This is a genomic window from Aquirufa esocilacus, assembly GCF_042715595.1.
Classification (GTDB): domain Bacteria; phylum Bacteroidota; class Bacteroidia; order Cytophagales; family Spirosomataceae; genus Aquirufa; species Aquirufa esocilacus.
Genome location: NZ_JBBKXX010000001.1, coordinates 475,666 through 492,213, shown reverse-complemented (window position 1 = coordinate 492,213; position 16,548 = coordinate 475,666). Strand labels below are relative to the sequence as shown.

Below are 16,548 nucleotides of genomic sequence, written 5' to 3'. Positions count from 1 at the left end.
AATCCCCTTCGGGGATAATTTCAGAAATGTTTTTCCTAAACGTCAAAAAAGCGGCAATTGCCGCTTTTTTGATTCAATCTTTATTCTTTGTGCTTTATTCTTTATGCTTTAAACTTCAACGATAATATTCTCAAAACTCAACTCCCCTTTCGCATCCAACTCCATCATCACCGCTGAATCTTTCTGAATTTTACCCGATAAAATAGCCTTAGACAATTCGTTCAGCACCGCTTTTTGAAGTACGCGCTTCATCGGACGACCACCATAATTCGGGTCATATCCATCCGTAGCGAGTTTATTCAAGGCTTCTTCTGAAGCTTCTAACGTGATGTTTTGTTCTGCTAAACGCTTTTGAACCTCCTTGAACTGAATCGCCAAAATTTTGCGTGCGTGCTCTAAGGTCAATGGTTCGAACAGCACGACTTCATCGACACGGTTTAAGAATTCAGGACGGACTACTTGTTTCAGTAATGTCATCACTTCTTCTTTGGTCTCTTCCATCACTATCGCATTATTCCAGCCTTCCATCTGCGCCATTTTCTCTTGAATCAAGTGGCTACCGATGTTAGACGTCATAATGATGATCGTGTTCTTGAAGTTCGCCGTACGACCTTTGTTATCGGTTAATCGACCTTCGTCTAATACCTGCAATAAGATGTTCCAAACATCTGGATGCGCCTTTTCGATCTCATCCAATAACACGACCGAGTAAGGTTTGCGACGAACGGCCTCTGTTAATTGACCACCCTCATCGTAGCCCACGTATCCCGGAGGCGCTCCTACTAAGCGGCTTACCGCGTGGCGTTCCTGGTATTCTGACATGTCGATGCGGATCATCGCGTTTTCGTCGTTGAATAGGTAGGATGCCAAAGTCTTGGCTAATTCCGTCTTCCCCACCCCAGTCGTACCTAAGAAGATGAACGAACCGATCGGACGCTTCGGATCTTGTAATCCCGCACGAGAACGACGTACCGCATCAGAAACCATTTCGATGGCTTGGTCTTGACCCGCCACACGTTTGTGCAATTCATCTTCCAAATGCAATAATTTTTCCACCTCCGTTTGCAACATGCGGCTCACTGGAATTCCGGTCCATTTCGCGACTACCTCGGCTACATTTTCGGCTGTCACTTCCTCCTGCAACATCGAATTTTCTCCCGTTGGCTGCGCTTGCATATCTTTTAATTTCTGTTCTGACTCGACTAAACGACCGTAGCGAATCTCAGCTACTTTACCATAATCGCCTTGGCGTTCCGCTTGTTCGGCCTCTAATTTTAAGCGATCGATGGCCTCTTTTTCGGCACGGACCGCATCGAGCACGGATTTCTCTGCTTGCCATTTGGCCTTCAAGGCATCTCTTTTCTCCGATAAATCCGCTAAATCACGCGTTAAGATCGTCTCTTTCTCTTTGTTATTCTCGCGGCGAATCGCTTCACGCTCGATCTCCAGCTGCATAATTTTGCGCTGGATGTCATCGATTTCCTCTGGAACGGAGTCAATTTCGAGACGCATTTTGGCAGCCGCTTCATCCATCAAATCAATTGCCTTATCAGGTAAGAAACGATCAGAAATGTAGCGGTTCGATAACTCTACTGCCGCGATCACCGCGTCATCTTGGATTCGAACACCGTGGTGCAATTCGTATCTATCCTTGATCCCACGAAGAATGGAAATCGCATCAGCGACATCTGGTTCTTCGACTAAAACGGATTGAAAACGACGCTCGAGGGCTTTGTCTTTCTCGATGTATTTTTGGTACTCTTTCAAAGTCGTGGCACCGATGGCATGCAGCTCACCACGCGCTAAAGCGGGTTTTAATAAGTTTGCCGCATCCATTGCTCCTTCGCCTCCGCCACCTGCGCCAATCAAGGTGTGGATTTCATCGATAAATAAGACGATTTCTCCGTCGGAGTCTGTTACTTCTTTGATCACCGCCTTTAAACGCTCCTCAAATTCCCCTTTGTACTTGGCCCCCGCGACTAAAAGTCCCATGTCGAGCGACATCACGATTTTGGATTTCAAGTTTTCAGGCACGTCTCCAGAGACGATACGTTGGGCTAGACCTTCTACAATAGCGGTTTTACCTACGCCTGGCTCCCCTAAAAGGATGGGATTGTTTTTCGTTCTGCGGGATAATATCTGCAAGACCCGGCGAATTTCTTCGTCACGTCCAATGACCGGATCGATTTTTCCGGCTTTCGCTAATTCATTTAAATTCTTACCGTATTTTTCCAAAGACTGGTAAGTACCTTCTGCATGTGGATCGTTCACTTTTCTATTTCCTCTTAATTCTGTGATGGATTTCTTAAAATTTGTTTTGTTGATACCTAGCGACTTCAATAGGTCTGCGACAGCATCTTTGGATTCGATTAAAGCGAGAAATAAAATCTCTACACTGACATACGAATCGCCAAATTCAGTTTTCAACGCCTCCGCTTTCGTCAAAACCTGCTGCAAGGCATTGCTCGCATAAGGCTGAGCGCCTGATACTTTCGGGTAAGAAAAAAGGATGGATTGTAATTTCTCTTGAATTTGTAGAACAGACACGCCATTCTTCTTTAAAAGAAAGGCGGATGTTTGGGTGTCATCTTGCAAGATGGCTTGCAAAAGGTGACCCGTTTCAATGGCTTGCTGGCCATTCTGGCTCGCGATTTCCATCGCGTTTTGAATAATAATTCCAGCTTGTGAGGTGTAATTATTGGGGTTCATATCGGCTAGGTTTTTCCCCTACCTAGCAAATGAATACCCAATTGATAAATTCGGAAAAAATGGCAAACATTTCGCGAAACGAAAAAGAAAAACACGCCAAAATGGCGCATATTAGGCGAATTTGGCTTTAATCGCGTCTTCGAAATTCTTCAAAGCAATTTGCAGATCGACAATCTCGGTGGCGAATTGGGTGAAATCACAGACTTTGGCCTTCAACTCCATCTTTTCACAAATCGAATGCACTTGTGCCGCACCTAAGGTACCTGAATTTCCCTTTAAGGTATGTAGTTCGGATTGAACTCCTTTGCAATTCGACTCAGCATGAGCAGAGATAGCAGCCGTAATCTGTTCTTTGGCCTCTGCGGTAAATTCTTCTAACATGCTTTGGACAAAGGCAGGATCTCCGCCCACAGCGTCCGAAAGCGAGGCTAAAACCTCTTCGTCGACCACAAAACCAGTAGACACCTCGGCCTCCTGAATGACGCCGTGTCCCTCGGACACCCAGCGCGAAACCATCTGAATGATTTGCTGCGCCCGAATCGGTTTGGCTAAATAATCGTCCATTCCGGCTGCTAAGAAGCGCTCTCGATCTTCCTTCATCGCATAGGCCGTCATCGCCACGATAGGTGGTAAAGCGGCTAGATTCAATGCTTTCAGACGACGCGTAGTTTCCATTCCATCCATTTCTGGCATTTGGATATCCATCAACACTAAATCGAAATGAGCGTCTTTTTGCAAAATACCTATGGCTTCCTGGCCGCTGGAGGCCATCAAAACCTCACAACCCGCCTTCATCAAAATCTGACTTGCTACCTTGCGATTTGTGGCATTATCATCCACTAACAAGACACGCGCATGTACGGAATGCAAAGTCCCAGAAATGGAAAGATTCTCGTCTTTCTTTGTTTTGGCCGCTAGAGAAGAATCCCCTATCGCGAGTTTAATCGTAAACCAGAACGTACTTCCCTTTCCCTCCACTGACTCCACCCCGATGTCACCGTCCATCATCTTACAGAATTCGCGAGAAATCGCTAGTCCTAATCCGGTTCCACCGTAGTTTTTCGAGGTAGAATTATCTATTTGTTGGAACGCGTTAAAGAGTTTTTCTAAATTCGTAGGACTGATACCAATCCCCGTATCCGAAACCCGAACCTCTAATTCCGACACATCAGAAGAAACCGAAATGGGTTTCACCGAGATCTTAACGGAACCATTCTCGGTAAACTTCAGTGCATTTGAAGTAAGATTCGATAGAATCTGTAATAAGCGGGTCTCATCAGCCTTCACATACGCGGGCACTTTATCGTCTAGTTTATACGAGACTTTATTCCCTTTCTGATGTGCTAACGGCGTAAATAAAGCCATCAAACGATCGAAAACATCCTCTAGCAGAATATCCGTAGGATGTAAGACCATCTTGCCGGCTTCGATTTTGGCCAAATCCAAAATATCATTCAAAATATGCAGTAGCGTCTCTGACGACTTGCGTATCGTTTGTAAATAATCCCGTTGTTCTTCCTCCAGCGGTGTATCGCAAAGTAAGTCCACCATCCCAATCACCCCGTTCATAGGCGTCCGAATTTCGTGCGACATATTCGCCAAAAACTGTTCCTTCACCTTCAACGAGTGCTCCGCTTGTTCGCGGGCTTCCACTAGTTCTGTTTGGTACTTCTTAATATCCGTAATATCCCGAGCGATACCGGAAACCTCGGAGATAATACCCTGGTCTAAAATGGGATTCAAATAAATCTCTAACCAGCGATCCGTCCCATCTTTCTTATTCAGGCAAAGCTCAAAGTGCTGTTTCGTGCCTCTAAACGCTTGTTTATAATGCTCCTCCATCGCTTTTCGTTGCTCCGGCGCCATCATCTTGAAGCCCATCGTCTCCGAACTAAAATTCAATTGTGGCGTAATCCCGATCTCTTGCTGCAATAAGTCCGCATAGTCGTGATTAAAACTCATCAGCATCAATCGCTTGTTCACAGACCACATGAGGTGAGACGAACTTTCGAAGATGGAATTTAATCGTGCCGTTTCTCTGGCCAAAGCCTCTTCCGCCTGCTTCCTCGAAATCGCAATCGCCACTTGCCCAGAAATAAAGTCCAATAACTCTAGATCTCGGTTCTCGTATTTATTCGCCCGCTCATAGGATTTCACTCCAATGATACCCGTCACGCGATCACCGATGCGGAGGGGAACACAGAGCATAACTTTAGGAACCACCCCATACAAGTAAATCTTCTTCTCTGCCGCTAACTGATGGATCTCATCATCGTGCAAAATCAGCGGCTTATTCGCCATCAACGCATATTCGGTCAAGCCATTCCCTAAGCGTCGCTTCGTAAAGTGCACCCGGGAGTTAAAATATTCATCGATGTAGTAGGGGAAATAGATATAACTCTTCCCTGGATCGTATTGCGCGATGAAGAAGTTCTTCACGTCGATCACCTCGCCTAATTGCTTGTGAATGTTCACAAACAAATCATCTAGATTTGAGGAATTGATCGCTACCTGAGAGATAGAAGAGAATAATTTATTCGCTCGCTCCGCACGGACTTTCGCCGTAGAGTTATGTAGAATACAACGGTATGCCGTAGGAACCCCACGCTCGAAACGACATGTGGCAGATCCTGAAACATAGAGCCTTCGACCATCTTTGCGTTTAAATACGGCGGTAAATTCTGGAATATCCTCCCCTTTCGCCAGCATATCAAATTGAGCTTGCGTCTGATGAGCAAACTCGGGATGGAGCACATCCTGTATTTTTAAATCTTTGGCTTCCTCCTCTGTATATCCCATGGTTTCTAACCAGGCACGGTTTACGAAAAGGAAACGTCCGGTCACCCCGGTGATTTGAATCAGGTCGGTCGTATTGTTAATTAAGTCTTGTAATTGGGCATTCGAGCGAGTTAGGGCTTCTGACACTTTCTTCTTCTCGCTGACATCCTCCCCTATGATACTCAGGAAATTATCGCTCACTACGGTAGAAGCGACTTCTACCCATTTGATGGCCCCTGACTTCGTTTTGTAATTCCGTTCGCGTTCTTCGAATAGACCACCGGTCTGGATCGCTTTGTCAAAAGAGGTACGGCGGATTTCGCTTTCTCCGTCCGGGACAAGGGTGCTAAAAAAGTCCTTTCCATTTAATTCCCCCGGCTTGTAGCCAAGCAATTGATGCGTGTAGGCATTCGCATGCGAGATGGTACCATCGAGCGCCATAACGATGCCAAAAAGCTTCAGGGTATCCAATGTTTTAATCAGGGCCTGCTTGTCCTCCATGCCTTTAATCGAAAATTTTGCTTAAATGTACAAAAAAGGGCTTAATTTTACTCCTTAAACCCCAGAGACCCGGTGCAAGTAAGAGCAAAAAAGAGTTTAGGACAACATTTTTTAAATGATTTAGACGCGGCAAAGCGCATCGTAGATGGCTTACAGCCCGCTGGAGCCTATACGAAAGTATTGGAGATTGGGCCGGGGATGGGTGTGTTGACACAGTTTTTGGTCAAAAAAACCGAATACGAAACCTCCCTCATCGAAATCGACAAAGAGTCTGTGGACTACTTACGTAAGAACTATTTAGAATTTACCGGGCCGCGCTTAATCGACGGCGATTTCTTGCGTTATCCGTTAGAGAACATTTTTGGCGATGAAAAATTCGCCATCGTAGGAAACTTCCCCTATTTCATTTCGACGCAGATCTTCTTCCGCATTTTGGAATACAAAGACCAATGCATTGAGGTGGTAGGCATGCTACAGAAAGAAGTGGCAGTACGCCTAGCGGCCAAGCCAGGAAACAAGGATTACGGTATTTTGAGCGTGCTTTTGCAGGCCTTCTACGATATCGAGTACTTGTTCAGCTTAGGACCGGAGGTATTTACCCCTCCTCCCAAAGTCAACTCCGGCGTCATTCGCCTCGTTCGAAATTGGGACAAAAAACTAGAATGCGATCCAGCGAAATTCAAGTCTTTAGTGAAGATGGCCTTTAACCAACGTCGCAAGACTTTGCGTAATGCCCTCAGAGCCTTGCAATTACCGGAACATCCTTTGCTGAGTAAACGTGCCGAACAACTAGGCGTAGCCGAGTTCACCGAATTAACGATTTTATGGAAAGATAATGGCTACCTAGGCGCTTAATCGATCTATTTTTACTAATTTGCGCTGTTAAATCTAAAATCCCTCAAACCATGGAAGAAGTTAACCCAAATCACCTTCCGTTTGAACTGACTAAAGAGTTCATAGAGGACGTTCGCTTATTGATCGAAAATCAGGCGAATGAGGAGATTTTATTGAAGTTAGACGGCTTATTCCCTGCGGATATCACGCAAATCTTGATAGAGTTAACGACGGAGGAGGCGAAATATATCGTGTTATTAATTGACACGAAAATCGCCGCTGAAATCATATCAACTCTCGATACCGATGACCGCAAGAAATTCCTAAAGAACTTTACCTCTAAGGAAATCGCGCAATACATTAACGTGATCGATTCCGATGATGCGGTGGATATTCTAAATGAACAACCGGTCAAAGTACGTGAGGAAGTGATCGCACTCTTGAAAGACCGCGAACAGGCCCGTTTCATTATCGATTTAATGCATTACGACGAAGACTGCGCCGGTGGTCTAATGCAAAAAGAGTTAATCAAGATTAACATCTCCCAAACCGTGACCGAATGTGTCGAGGAAATCCGCAAGCAAGCGGAGGACGTGGAGAAAGTGTATTCGGTCTACGTGATCGACGACGATGGTAAGTTATTAGGGACGGTTTCCTTAAAGAAAATCATTTTAGCGAAGCGTGGTTCTAAGATCGCTGACGTCTATGAAGATGATGAAATTGTTTCGGTTCAAACCTATGCCTCCGGCGAGGAAGTAGCCGATTTAATGCAGAAATACGATTTAGAGGCCATTCCAGTGGTTAATATTCAAGGCCGATTACTAGGCCGCATCACCATCGATGACGTGGTCGATTTCATCACAGAATCCGCACAAGAAGATATTCAGGTCATGGCCGGTATCTCGGAGGATGTAGAGGAAGATGACTCCGTGTGGTTATTAGTACGATCTCGTCTTCCTTGGTTGATTGGTGGTATGGTGGGTAGTTTTTTAGCCGCTAAAATCATCGATCGCTTCGACGATACCATCTCCCTTTTACCCGCCATTTCTGCCTTTATTCCGTTGATCGGTTCGACCGGTGGTAATGTAGGAATTCAATCTTCTTCTTTAATTGTGCAGTCTTTAGCAGATAAAAGCGGTTTAGATACCACGTTGTGGAAACGTCTTCAGAAAGTACTCTTAGTTGCTTTAATCAACGCATTAATCGCGGCGATATTCGCTTTTGGATGTTCTTTATTAGTGGATTCAGGCCAAATTATGTTATCCATGACCGTTTCCATCTCGCTTTTTGCGGTGGTAATGCTGGCTAGTCTAATGGGTACCATTACCCCCCTAGTATTGAATCAATTGAAGATCAATCCAGCGGTGGCAAGTGGCCCGTTTATCACGACGACGAATGACATTTTAGGCTATGGAGTCTATTTCATGATCGTCTACTTACTCCTGTAATCTTATGATTGCCGTTATTCAACGCGTGAGTCAAGCTACTTTGCACATTGAGGGTGCATTACAGGCTTCCATTCAACAGGGCTTTGTTGTTTTACTAGGCATTCACGTGGACGACACGCCGGAAGATGTGGCTTATTTAGCTGGTAAAATCGCTGGATTACGTGTATTCTCCGATGAGGAGGGAAAAATGAATTTAGATTTACAAGCCATCCAAGGCGAGCTCTTATTAGTGAGTCAGTTTACCTTGTATGCGGCAACTCGCAAAGGGAATCGCCCTAGCTTTTTGGAATCCGCCAGACCTGAAAAAGCCATTCCACTATATGAGCTGATGATTAAATCCTTGTCAGACAAAGTAGGCAAACTAATCCAAACCGGCGTCTTTGGAGCCGATATGCAAATCAACTTGACAAACGATGGACCAGTCACCATCATCATCGACTCTAAAAACCCTTAATTATGACGATTTCAAATGCGCAGCAACAAGTAGATGAGTGGATTAAAACGGTAGGCGTTCGCTATTTCAGCGAGCTAACCAATATGGCGATGTTAACGGAAGAGGTGGGCGAAGTCGCTCGGATTATCGCGCGTCGCTATGGGGAACAATCCGAGAAAGAATCTGATAAGAATAAGGACTTGGGTGATGAGATGGCTGATGTGCTTTTCGTTCTAATTTGTATAGCAAACCAAACCGGCATAAACCTAGAAGAGGCTCTAAAACAGAACCTCTTAAAGAAGACGGAACGCGATGCGGACCGCCACAAGAATAACCCTAAATTAGCTTAGCGAACCGGTATTTGGCTAGATTGAATCTTCTTCGCAATGCCTTTCCCCTCTTCTTTCGACGGGATGTAAGGCTTCAAAATCGTAATTTGCTCTAGTACCGGATTCATTTGCTGAATGGATGGATGACGCACATCAAATTCAGCCTCTCCTGATACTTTATTGAATTCCTCTACGGAGATATTTTGGCGCTTATTACGGAAAGAAGCCAAGTGTGTTAGCGTACTATCCCCGGCTAATTTACCTCCCTCCCAAGAAACCACTGAGCCGCCGTGCGCCCAACCAAATCCCGAGATGGTGAAGTTTTTCGTATTCAATTTCTCCACATCTTGCAAAGGCAAACCTAGATATAAGCCTGAAGCGGTTTTCCAAGCAGAACTTTCACCTTGAATACTTACGTCAGAAATTTTCCCATCGTGAAAGAATACATTCGCTTGTTTAGCCGTCCCTGGGAAAAGGATCGCTCCTTTCAGGGTATCATCCCCTGAAACAATCGATGTGTCCAGAATAACTGATTTAGCGCCGTATTTAGAGACTAAGCCTTTGGCATCAATACACGTCAATACTTCATTTAAGTTCTCAGTGGGGGCGCTCACTTCTGAGTTAGATCCACAAGAAGCCAATATGGCCAAAGACATAAGGAGAATGATTTTTTTCATGGTTACAGAATTATACCTAAAATTACCGAAGCTTCCGGACAGAAGCAAGTTAGAAATATTCCAAATTAGCTACGCAAAATAATTCCAAGCTCTTAGCGTTTATCGAATTATGAGTATATTTGTTTTTGACGTTAAAAATTCCGCATACTATGCTACGAATAAGTTCATTAATCCTCATCATTACCCTGGCGTTTAGTTCAGCCACTCAGGCTCAATTTTGGAAAATAGGTAAAAAAGGAGGTACTGGTTTCAGAAGATCTACCTTTAATCCACATACTTCGATTGGTTTTGGGGCAGGCAGCTCGCATTACTACAGCCTAACGGACGAATTAACAATGTTTAATCGCCTAGTGAATGACCAAAGTCGTTTCAATGTAGGGGGTCATTTAACCCGCCACGTCAGCAAGAACTTTTCGATTAAAGGAAATTTGAATTATATCCGCTTAGCCGGAAATGATTATACTTTTGACAACTCAGCGCTGCTTCCTAAAACACCAGATTTACGTTTCCGTTTTAGAAATGATATCATAGAATTCGGTCTTTCGGGACTTTTGGAATTAAATGGTAACCAACAGAGTTATTTAAAGCGCAATCGATTCTCACCCTATTTATCCGCAGGAATTGCCTTAGTTTCTACGAATCCAGAGCTTTATCAGTTGGATTCTTTAGGTGGTGCTGGTATCCCCGGAGCCTCTTGGCGGAATTATTCTGACGTGATAGCTAGTGATTATCCGACAAATCCGATTCACAATTACAATGAAACAATTCCATCGATTGGATTTTCTATTCCTGTAGGGGTAGGTTTCCGTTATCGGTTGAACGACTTTATGGATTTTGGCTTTGAAGCTAGCTTGCGTACGCAATTAGGCAATCTTTTTTCAGCGCCTAAAAACCAACCGGCACAAACGGAGCTAACCACAAAACTTTTAATTCCATCCGAATACGCGACGAACTTAGTCGATCACTATTTTGTTACTCAATTTCAGTTAATCTTCCATTTAGATCGAAGCATTGATTGTCCACCTTTAAGAAGGTAAAATAAACACACATACTTTGACATTTGAAGAACTCGGGCTCAGCCCACAAATTTTAGACGGTATCAGTTCCATGGGATACAAGACCGCAACGCCGGTTCAATCCCAAGTTATACAACCCATTTTAGCGGGCCGCGACATTTTAGCTTCAGCCCAAACCGGAACCGGAAAAACCGCCGCTTTCCTTTTGCCCATCATTCACAAATTAATTACCGAACCTCATCCAGAGGACCACATTAATGCCCTGATCATTGTTCCTACCCGTGAACTAGCGATTCAAATCGCCGGAAACATGGAAGGTTTAGGTTATTTCACGAATGTGAGCTCGATAGCCATTTATGGTGGTGGGGATGGAAATTCCTTTACGACGGAGAAAACAGCTTTGACAAGCGGCGTTGATATCGTGGTTTGTACCCCAGGTCGCATGATCGCCCACTTGAATATGGGCTATGTGAACCTAAAACACTGCAGTTATTTAGTGCTAGATGAGGCGGATCGCATGCTAGACATGGGATTCTCGGATGATTTGATGAAGATCATTTCGTTCCTGCCAGAAAAGCGCCAAAACCTCCTATTCTCCGCAACCTTTGCGCCTAAGATGCGTACCTTGGCCCAAAAACTATTGCAAAATCCGGTCGAAATCAACATCGCCGTTTCGAAACCCCCAGAGCAAATCGTTCAGGAGGCTTTTGTGGTATACGAGAAGCAAAAGAGTCCGCTAGTGAAGCACCTATTGAAGTTGCAGGATTATACCCGCGTGATTGTTTTTTGTTCCAAAAAGCAAAACGTTAAATCCCTGACGGCTGATTTAAAACGCGCGCGATTCTCTGTTGAGGAAATACACTCGGATTTAGAGCAAGAGGTTCGCGAGCAAGTATTGCAAGATTTTAGAAATAAGAAAACGAAGATTTTAGTCGCTACGGATATCTTAAGTCGCGGTATCGACATTGATGAAATTGAATTAGTCATTAATTACGACGTGCCAAATGATGGAGAGGATTATATCCACCGTATCGGTCGTACCGCACGTGCACAGACGAAAGGAACTGCCTACACGTTCATCACAGAATCAGAGCAACGCAAGTTTAAGACAATCGAAGATCTATTAGAGAAAGAAGTAACGAAAGCGCCTGTTCCGGAGGAATTTGGGGAGACGCCTGAATACAATCCCGCTGCCCAAAAAAGTTCTTTCGGAGGCTATAAGGGCGGGGGCAAGTCAGGTGGATACAAAGGTGGTGGTAAATCAGGTGGTCATTCAGGCGGAAAGTCTGGAGGCAATTTTTGGAAAAAGAAGTAAATGAGAATACTCGCTTTATTATTGTTTTTTAGCCTTTCAGGCTGGGCGCAAGATACTACCCAACACATCATTGCGGGAAGATCGAACGCCAAGATTCAACAAGATAAGCCTTATGTTATCATCATTTCAGCAGATGGATTTCGATCCGATTTTTCGCACAAATACGAGGCAAAATTCCTGCAATCGAAAGAAGCGTCCGGCGTAAAGGCGAGCTATATGCAACCCTCTTACCCATCTTTAACATTCCCAAATCACTACAGCATCGCCACGGGTTTATACCCGGCGCATCACGGCTTAGTGGATAACACCTATCTAGACGTTCATTCAGGTCAAGAGTACCGCATGTCCAACAAGAAAATGGTGGGCGAGGGAAAATGGTATGGGGGAACGCCGCTTTGGGTACTCGCTGAAAAACAGCAAATGATGGCCGCTAGCTTTTACTGGGTGGCGTCAGATGCGAATATTCAAGACACCTACCCCTCCTATTATTACGTATACAACGAGGTCATCGATATCAAAACACGTATCGCACAGGTCAAAAATTGGCTTTCCTTACCCGCTGATAAGCGTCCGCATTTAATCACGTTCTACTTTCCGGAGGTCGATCACGACGCACACGAATTTGGCCCAGAAGACCCGCGTGTAAAACAATCGGTACAATTTGTCGATCAAGCACTCGCGGATTTAGAAGCGGCCATTGCTCCCCTAGGACTGCCCATCAACTTCGTTTTTGTCTCCGATCATGGCATGAAAGAGGTGGACAATGTGAATACCATAAGTAAACCTGCGCCATTGAATACCGCTGCGTTTCAGGTGCCTTGGGGCGATGCTTTGTTACATGTGTATGCCAAAGATCCATCGAAAATCGATTCTACCTACCAGGAATTGAAAAAGGATACTCGTTTTACGACCTATATGATGGATGAAACTCCAGCGCATTGGCATTACCGCAAATCAGATGATCGCTATAACCGTTTAGGAGATCTTTTATTAGTGCCCAAACTCCCACAAGTATTCAACCTCTCTACGCGCAAAACCTCAAAAGGCAAACACGGTTTTGATACTGTTTTATCCGAAATGCGTGCCAGTTTCCAGGCCTGGGGCCCTGCCATCAAATCTGGACTTCAACTAGATGGATTTGAGAATGTGAACGTCTACCCTTTTGTGGCCAAAATCTTAGGATTAACCTACGACACGAAATCGATCGATGGGAATATTCAAGTATTGCAAAAGGCCTTGAAATAAGGCATTACCCCAATATCTCTTCTACATGTTTTTTGATATTTGCCGCAATTTTCTCCGTTGGCAAATCATTCGCATCATTCCCAAAAGGATCCTCAATTTCCTCTGCAATTAATTCCAAACTAGCCAACACATAAAAGATAAAAACCACTACGGGTATCACATAAAAACCTAAAGTAAACACGTAACTGAAAGGCAAGGTCATGACATATATAAAGATGAATTTCTTGATGAAAGCACTGTAAGAGTATGGTATAGGCGTATTCTTAATTCGTTCACAGGCTCCACATACATCCGTAAACGACTGTAATTCTGTATTTATATAGAGCAGTTGATGTCCACTTAAGCTGCCTGACTTGTAAAGATCATTTGATTTTTTTATAATCATTTTAGCCACTTGATTAGGCTTGTGTTTCGTATGATCAATTTCCAAATCCAATCCATCAAACAGCACTAATCCTGATTCATCATCAGCTAAATGTTTTTGAAGTACATGAGCATATAGCGGAATGATTTTTTGATAAAAATGACGATCAATTTCATTATCTAAAATCGACGCTAATTTTAATGCCAAATTGCGACTTGAATTCACTAAGGATCCCCACAATTTTCTTCCCTCCCACCAGCGATCATAGGCCGTATTAGTTCTATAGGCTAGCAACAAAGAGATAACAAATCCCAGCATACCGTGCATAATCGAAATATTCTTCACCTTGCTATCCTCTCCTAAGTGAAAATATTCCATCTCTAAATAACATATAAATCCGGAATATCCTCCAATAAAGAACATGAGAGGCAATAATTGCCTAAAAGTATCTGACTTGTGCAGCTTAAAGATAAAGGCTATCCAGTCTTTTGTATTGTATTGTACCATAGGACTGTAAATTAGGCAAAAAAAAAGACCTGTAAAAATATAGGTCTTCCATTCCATATGCCATTAGCACAATCTTCGAATTAACGACGACTCGCCTTATTCAAAAATGGCACAGGGTCTTCATAACTGCCTTGTTTATAGGGAAAGAAGTTTCGAATAGAAAAATGTAAGTGTGCAGGAGTAGACTTAGCATTACCTGTATTTCCTACTTCACCTATCTGCTCTCCTACTTCCACCATGTGCAATTTAGTCGTCATGATGGTATCCAAGTGCGCAAAATAATACATTTTAAAATCTGGACCCAAAACAAGCACCACCTTACCACCTAGCTTCAGAATTCCATTGTAGATAACAATCCCCCTAGTTGCAGATAAAACAGGGGTTCCTTTTTTGGCAAAAATATCAGATCCCTGGTGCTTGTGCCCTACGCGGGGAGAACCCATCGACTTTTGACTATAATCGTTTCTTGACGCATTTTTCACCGGCATAATAAATCTAGCATCCGCCTGAATGTAGGCCAAAAGAAGTGCAAGAGATAGACCTAGAATGACAAAAAAGACTAGGAATGAAATTTTGATTTTACGACGCATGCAGAAATTTTACTTCTCAGAACGATAAGGGGGTGGTGTTTAGTATTAAACTACAATGGTAAAACAAAAAAGACCTATTCCTAAATCGAAATAAATACCGTTAAATAATTACATATCTTACTATGGAAATTTCTTTGATTATATTATCTAGCTTTGAATTGAATATTAAAATTTAAAATGAGATACTCTTATGGTTGTGGAGAAAAAATAAAAAAAGTGACTTACTTATTTTTAAGACTTACAGTATTATTAAGTTTATTTTTATCCACTTACGGTCAAAATTTCATCCCATTTTTAGAGGAAAATCTTTAATATTCTATATTCAATTCCACTGATTCGACATATGCCTCAAATGAAGAGTATGATTATTCAGTTCTTTCCTTATCGGAAAAATATATTCAGGTTGGTAAATACAAAAATAACAAACTTAAGATCGGCTTATTAGATTCATATTCAGGAAAACTGCTTTTCCCTTTAAAATATGCTGAGGATATTTATGAATTGGAAAATGATTTATTTATTGTTTCAGATGAACATAAAAAAAATTACAGCCAAAACTGCAGATATTGGGTTATTAAGCTCTTTTTTTAATTTTATTTATTCAAAACAAAAAATTAAAATATGAAAATATCGATAAGGGTAATTAAGTTTATTCTCTTAGCCTCAATTATTTATTCTTGTAATGCTCAGGAAAATAAAATTCATGAACATTACGCTGATGAAGCATTTTTTATCCTAGATACAACTTGTAATAATGTTGATATTAACAACAAAAAATTCAATATTTCAATTCAACGAGATAGGTATAACGAAAGGATGCAACCATATTCAGTTGTAGATTCCATTGATGGAACTAATTCTATTTTATACTCCCCAGTTACTATGGTATTTAGGGGCCAAGATAATCTAATTCAATTAGTTCAAAAATATGATTTTTATCCAACTAAACTTTATAAAGGTGTTAGTCAGGATTTATCAAAATCAGGAAGACTCTATTTAGTAAGAAGTGAGTCAGCAAATAATGCATGGGTTTTAAGAACTCATTACTTAGTTTTCATTGATGAAGGAGAAATAAGGATTAGAGAAATCTTTAAATCTGGAACGTTAAGCTTTGTTGCATATAATAAAAATGATAATGAAATTTTAATACTTAATTCTGTTTGGGGAGGAGGAGAAACTGCTTTTGAAAAACATAGACAAGAAATCGTAAAATATAGATTTGATAAGTCTAATTCACTTAGTTCTCAGAATATTGGAATTACTAAGTTTAAATATGGCAATGAAATGACTGATATGACTGCATCACAAGTATTAAATCAAATAAAAAGAAAAGAACCATATTTATTCAGGAATATTAATCTTGATGAATATATACAAGAGTAACCCCAGCGTAACGGATTTGAAATTTTTATGCGAAATCAACTCTCGTCTCGCGTTATCCAATTTGCTACTCATGCCGTAAAAATTCGGCGTTATTCTTTATGTATTATAAATTAGATTCTACTTTTCAATCCGAAGCAGTTAATGCTATATATTTATTACTGTAAGCAAATTAGAATAGGCTCTAAAAAGACATAAATATTGGGGTGGTGTGTACACAACGAAAGTTACACGCAGAATTAAAACCTGTACCAATATCTGTACCTTGAAAACAAAAAAGCCCGTAACACATTGTGCTACAGGCCATTTATTTTATTATCAGTGGTCGCGTAGGGATTCGAACCCCAAACCTTCTCATCCGTAGTGAGATGCTCTATCCAATTGAGCTACGCAACCATTGTCCTTTCGGGATTGCAAAGGTA

Annotated in this window: 13 protein-coding genes and 1 tRNA gene; 8 read left to right on the top strand and 6 right to left on the bottom strand. The window is 42.3% G+C overall.

The features are described 5' to 3' along the window. Positions 1-108 precede the first annotated feature (108 nt). Positions 109-2,709 carry an ATP-dependent chaperone ClpB gene (clpB, locus tag SKC37_RS02055; protein WP_377979868.1) on the bottom strand — a complete coding sequence of 867 codons (2,601 nt, stop codon included), beginning with the start codon at positions 2,707-2,709 and terminating at the stop codon, positions 109-111. Between the two features lie 111 nt (positions 2,710-2,820). Further along, on the bottom strand, positions 2,821-5,988 hold the full coding sequence (locus SKC37_RS02050; protein ID WP_377979867.1) for a PAS domain S-box protein: 3,168 nt from the start codon (positions 5,986-5,988) through the stop codon (positions 2,821-2,823). A 72-nt stretch (positions 5,989-6,060) separates the two neighbouring features. Here SKC37_RS02050 and rsmA point away from each other — a divergent pair, with 72 nt between their 5' ends. Genes rsmA through SKC37_RS02030 form a run of 4 tightly spaced genes read left to right on the top strand, consistent with a single transcriptional unit; the run spans position 6,061 to position 9,053 of the window. Beyond that, positions 6,061-6,843, top strand: coding sequence for a 16S rRNA (adenine(1518)-N(6)/adenine(1519)-N(6))-dimethyltransferase RsmA (gene rsmA / locus SKC37_RS02045; RefSeq protein WP_130896242.1), 783 nt, complete (start codon positions 6,061-6,063; stop codon positions 6,841-6,843). A gap of 50 nt (positions 6,844-6,893) precedes the next feature. Beyond that, positions 6,894-8,270 carry a magnesium transporter gene (mgtE, locus tag SKC37_RS02040; RefSeq protein WP_377979866.1) on the top strand — a complete coding sequence of 459 codons (1,377 nt, stop codon included), beginning with the start codon at positions 6,894-6,896 and terminating at the stop codon, positions 8,268-8,270. A 4-nt stretch (positions 8,271-8,274) separates the two neighbouring features. Next, positions 8,275-8,724, top strand: a complete 450-nt coding sequence (gene dtd, locus SKC37_RS02035; RefSeq protein ID WP_377979865.1) for a D-aminoacyl-tRNA deacylase — start codon at positions 8,275-8,277, stop codon at positions 8,722-8,724. Positions 8,725-8,726: 2 nt separating this feature from the next. Further along, positions 8,727-9,053 (top strand): nucleotide pyrophosphohydrolase, encoded by a 327-nt coding sequence (locus tag SKC37_RS02030; RefSeq protein WP_377979864.1) that lies wholly within the window; start codon positions 8,727-8,729, stop codon positions 9,051-9,053. Here SKC37_RS02030 and SKC37_RS02025 read toward each other — a convergent pair. Beyond that, the gene (locus SKC37_RS02025) at positions 9,050-9,709 is read right to left on the bottom strand and encodes a hypothetical protein (RefSeq protein ID WP_377979863.1); all 660 of its coding nucleotides are present in this window, start codon (positions 9,707-9,709) and stop codon (positions 9,050-9,052) included. The two genes, SKC37_RS02030 and SKC37_RS02025, sit on opposite strands and share 4 nt — an antisense overlap. Before the next feature lie 149 nt (positions 9,710-9,858). Here SKC37_RS02025 and SKC37_RS02020 point away from each other — a divergent pair, with 149 nt between their 5' ends. The 3 genes from SKC37_RS02020 to SKC37_RS02010 all read left to right on the top strand — a co-directional run bounded on the left by SKC37_RS02020 (position 9,859) and on the right by SKC37_RS02010 (position 13,285). Continuing rightward, entirely contained in the window at positions 9,859-10,746 is an 888-nt protein-coding gene (locus SKC37_RS02020; RefSeq protein ID WP_377979862.1) for a hypothetical protein, read from the top strand. Positions 10,747-10,816: 70 nt separating this feature from the next. After that, positions 10,817-12,040 (top strand): DEAD/DEAH box helicase, encoded by a 1,224-nt coding sequence (locus SKC37_RS02015; protein ID WP_377979861.1) that lies wholly within the window; start codon positions 10,817-10,819, stop codon positions 12,038-12,040. Further along, entirely contained in the window at positions 12,041-13,285 is a 1,245-nt protein-coding gene (locus SKC37_RS02010) for an alkaline phosphatase family protein (RefSeq protein WP_377979860.1), read from the top strand. It abuts the gene before it with no gap. Between the two features lie 4 nt (positions 13,286-13,289). Here SKC37_RS02010 and SKC37_RS02005 read toward each other — a convergent pair whose 3' ends face one another. Both SKC37_RS02005 and SKC37_RS02000 read right to left on the bottom strand, forming a co-directional pair. Beyond that, positions 13,290-14,156, bottom strand: a complete 867-nt coding sequence (locus tag SKC37_RS02005; protein WP_377979859.1) for a bestrophin family protein — start codon at positions 14,154-14,156, stop codon at positions 13,290-13,292. Between the two features lie 80 nt (positions 14,157-14,236). After that, entirely contained in the window at positions 14,237-14,746 is a 510-nt protein-coding gene (locus SKC37_RS02000; protein ID WP_377979858.1) for a M23 family metallopeptidase, read from the bottom strand. 621 nt (positions 14,747-15,367) lie between these two features. On the opposite strand from SKC37_RS02000, the gene SKC37_RS01995 reads away from it, so the two are divergent. Continuing rightward, entirely contained in the window at positions 15,368-16,129 is a 762-nt protein-coding gene (locus SKC37_RS01995; RefSeq protein WP_377979857.1) for a hypothetical protein, read from the top strand. 319 nt (positions 16,130-16,448) lie between these two features. Here the strand turns inward: SKC37_RS01995 and SKC37_RS01990 are convergent. Next, a tRNA-Arg gene (locus SKC37_RS01990) sits at positions 16,449-16,522 on the bottom strand. Positions 16,523-16,548: the final 26 nt, after the last annotated feature.

What these genes read in the sequence shown, in the direction of transcription:
- clpB (WP_377979868.1), bottom strand. Translation starts at nt 2,709, where the DNA reads ATGAACCCCAATAATTACACCTCACAAGCTGGAATTATTATTCAAAAC.
- SKC37_RS02050 (WP_377979867.1), bottom strand. Translation starts at nt 5,988, where the DNA reads ATGGAGGACAAGCAGGCCCTGATTAAAACATTGGATACCCTGAAGCTT.
- mgtE (WP_377979866.1), top strand. Translation starts at nt 6,894, where the DNA reads ATGGAAGAAGTTAACCCAAATCACCTTCCGTTTGAACTGACTAAAGAG.
- dtd (WP_377979865.1), top strand. Translation starts at nt 8,275, where the DNA reads ATGATTGCCGTTATTCAACGCGTGAGTCAAGCTACTTTGCACATTGAG.
- SKC37_RS02030 (WP_377979864.1), top strand. Translation starts at nt 8,727, where the DNA reads ATGACGATTTCAAATGCGCAGCAACAAGTAGATGAGTGGATTAAAACG.
- SKC37_RS02025 (WP_377979863.1), bottom strand. Translation starts at nt 9,709, where the DNA reads ATGAAAAAAATCATTCTCCTTATGTCTTTGGCCATATTGGCTTCTTGT.
- SKC37_RS02020 (WP_377979862.1), top strand. Translation starts at nt 9,859, where the DNA reads ATGCTACGAATAAGTTCATTAATCCTCATCATTACCCTGGCGTTTAGT.
- SKC37_RS02015 (WP_377979861.1), top strand. Translation starts at nt 10,817, where the DNA reads ATGGGATACAAGACCGCAACGCCGGTTCAATCCCAAGTTATACAACCC.
- SKC37_RS02010 (WP_377979860.1), top strand. Translation starts at nt 12,041, where the DNA reads ATGAGAATACTCGCTTTATTATTGTTTTTTAGCCTTTCAGGCTGGGCG.
- SKC37_RS02005 (WP_377979859.1), bottom strand. Translation starts at nt 14,156, where the DNA reads ATGGTACAATACAATACAAAAGACTGGATAGCCTTTATCTTTAAGCTG.
- SKC37_RS02000 (WP_377979858.1), bottom strand. Translation starts at nt 14,746, where the DNA reads ATGCGTCGTAAAATCAAAATTTCATTCCTAGTCTTTTTTGTCATTCTA.
- SKC37_RS01995 (WP_377979857.1), top strand. Translation starts at nt 15,368, where the DNA reads ATGAAAATATCGATAAGGGTAATTAAGTTTATTCTCTTAGCCTCAATT.